2 protein-coding genes are annotated in these 2591 nt (G+C 48.2%); both read left to right on the top strand.

Going from position 1 to position 2591, the window contains the following annotated elements:
• The first annotated feature begins 263 nt into the window (after window positions 1-263).
• Window positions 264-1700 (top strand): IS21 family transposase, encoded by a 1437-nt coding sequence (gene istA, locus EVJ30_RS14805; protein WP_131469565.1) that lies wholly within the window; start codon window positions 264-266, stop codon window positions 1698-1700.
• The gene (gene istB, locus EVJ30_RS14800) at window positions 1697-2413 is read left to right on the top strand and encodes an IS21-like element helper ATPase IstB (protein WP_131459130.1); all 717 of its coding nucleotides are present in this window, start codon (window positions 1697-1699) and stop codon (window positions 2411-2413) included. The genes istA and istB overlap by 4 nt, the downstream gene beginning before the upstream one ends.
• Window positions 2414-2591 lie beyond the last annotated feature (178 nt).

Raw genomic sequence — 2591 nt, 5'->3', positions numbered from 1 at the left:
GTGAGTGAACATTCGTGACACGCAATCGATTATCCAGGAATTCTAACTCGTTCATGGGAATCAATCCTTTTTGATTTTATTCCCATAATGTCAGCATCACTACCTCACCAACATTGCGTAAGAACCATAGGAGTGCAGAAGTGTGCAACGGAAACGTACACAACTCTGCACTCCTATTTTAGAAAAGAAAAAGGACTTGCCAGCAACCACAATCTCACCCTAACGTTTAAGTTGCGACACAAGAACGTTAGGAGATGGAAGGAATGCTAGCAATGTCCGATATCAATTGTATCAAATTTCTCAGAAACCACAAATCACATTCAATCAATCGAATCGCTAAAAATCTAGACCTCAATTGGAGGACAGTAAAAAAATACGCGGATTCAGCTCAATTGCCGAGTGAAACCATTCGCCCCAAGAGGGGCATGATGTACGGAACAAAATGGGGCGAGATGGTCGAGGATTGGTTGACCGAGGATCAGATGCTTCAGAAAAAGTTAAGACGAACGAATAAAAAGATTTATGAAACGCTGGTGGCGAACGGATTCGAGGGTTCTTACCGAACGGTCTGCAATTTCATCAAGAGCTGGCATATGACGAGCGAGGAGGAAAACGACACAAGGCACGAACGATTGCAGCACCCTCCGGGTGAGGCGCAGGTGGATTTCGGGACGATGGAAGTCGTCAAAGATAGTCATGCGGTCGATGTGAAGTGCCTCGTCATGAGTCTGCCCTTCAGCAACCGCACGGCAGCCGTCGTTCTCCCCGCAGAAAACCAAGAGTGCTTCCTTACGGGACTCAAAATGCTTTTTGAAGAAATCGGTGGTGTGCCGCAACAACTCAGAATCGATAATCTCCCCGCCGCAGTCATCCAACCGCGAACGACGAAAGAAGAGGCGATCTATACTGATGCTTTCCTGCAGTTCATGGCTCATTATGGCTTCCAAGTCCAAAGCTGTAATCCTTACAGTGGGAACGAGAAAGGAAGTGTCGAGAACAAGGTGGGATACGTTCGATACAATTTTCTTGTCCCGGCTCCTGTCATGCATGATTACGATTCGATGAACCGACAGCTCGCAGTTTCCCTACGGGACGACATGGAGAGAGTGCATTACGAAAAGCATGTGCTGATCCGTGAGTTGTTCGAAGAAGAGCAGAGACATCTATTGCGATTGCCGCAAGAAGACTTCCCTGTCTTCAAAGAAGAACTGTTCAAGGTGAACAAGTACGGCGAAATAACGATCGATAAGACGAAAGTCTTGGTCCCTTCAGGGGCTCGTCATGGGCAAGTACGCGCCATCTTAAGGTGGGATTCAATGAAGATTCTCTCACTTTACGGAGAAATCCTCTACGAAGAAAAACGGCCCTACATGATGACAAAACGTGCGCTTCCGTGGGAAAACATCATCAGCACTTGGCACAAGAAGCCAAGAAGCTTCGGTCACTCCCGTTATTCCGAATATCTGCCGGGTAGAATCAAAGAGTACCTGGGCGTGCCGAACTTACTCGTTCGGCAGGAAAGACTGGCCTGGATCCGAGCCAAGCTCGCACTGTATCCGATCCTCGAGATCAATGAACGCCTATACGAGCTACTGAGCGAGGACGACGATCCAGCCGTGGTCGAGGGCCATCCTTATGATGTGGACTGGAGCAAGTACGATAGCCTGAATCGGCCGTGGGAAGAAGGTGGCACTGCATGAGCTTGAAAGAAATGTGCAAGTCGCTCCGCCTTGCCTACGTCGCCGAAATCTATGAATCGATTCCAACGGAATCTCCTGAAAAATTTCTTATGGAACTTTTCTCTATGGAAATGCGCCTCCGCGAAGAAGCGAAGGCGCAACGATTTATCAAAAAGGCGAAATTCATCAACAACAAGTCACTCGACGACTATCACTGGGGCAATCACATCTACTTTCCGAAGCATTTGGATAAGGACGAACTGACCTCACTGAATTTCGTCGAGCATTCACAGAACGTCGTTCTGACAGGGTCCCCGGGAACAGGAAAGACCCATTTGGCCATCGGACTCGGGAGAGAAGCTTGTCACAAAGGTTATGAGGTGAGGTTCTTCCGGGTCTCCGAGCTCGTAGAGCAACTCAACAAGGCCTGGCGGGATGGGAAACTGAGCAGCTTCCATTCACGTCTCGAATCGGCAGACCTTATCATTTTAGACGAGATGGGATACATCCCTCTCACAAAAGAATCTGCGGAACTCCTGTTCCATCTCATCACCGACTGGTACGAGCGAAAGAGCCTGATCATCACATCCAACCTTGAGTTCAGCCAGTGGAATCGCATCTTTGGCGACGCGCGCCTAACGGCGGCACTCGTCGATCGCGTCATCCATCACGCTCACATACTAAACTTCACAGGTGACAGTTATCGTGTCACGCATGCGTTGTCGAAACACTAAAACCCAGCTGGCAAAGTTCTGTACTTTTCGTTGCATTATTGTGCACATTTGTGGTTCTTACGCAATGTTGGTGAGGTAGTGATGCTGACATTATGGGAATAAAATCAAAAAGGATTGATTCCCATGAACGAGTTAGAATTCCTGGATAATCGATTGCGTGTCACGAATGTTCACTCAC

This window comes from Exiguobacterium sp. SH5S13 (assembly GCF_004337085.1).
GTDB classification, from domain to species: domain Bacteria; phylum Bacillota; class Bacilli; order Exiguobacteriales; family Exiguobacteriaceae; genus Exiguobacterium; species Exiguobacterium aurantiacum_A.
The sequence above is the reverse complement of the archived record's forward strand: the minus strand, read 5'-3'. Positions and strand labels throughout refer to the sequence as shown.

Bases quoted from the DNA above. Each gene is read 5' to 3' on its own strand.
- istB (WP_131459130.1), top strand. From the start codon at position 1,697: ATGAGCTTGAAAGAAATGTGCAAGTCGCTCCGCCTTGCCTACGTCGCC.
- istA (WP_131469565.1), top strand. From the start codon at position 264: ATGCTAGCAATGTCCGATATCAATTGTATCAAATTTCTCAGAAACCAC.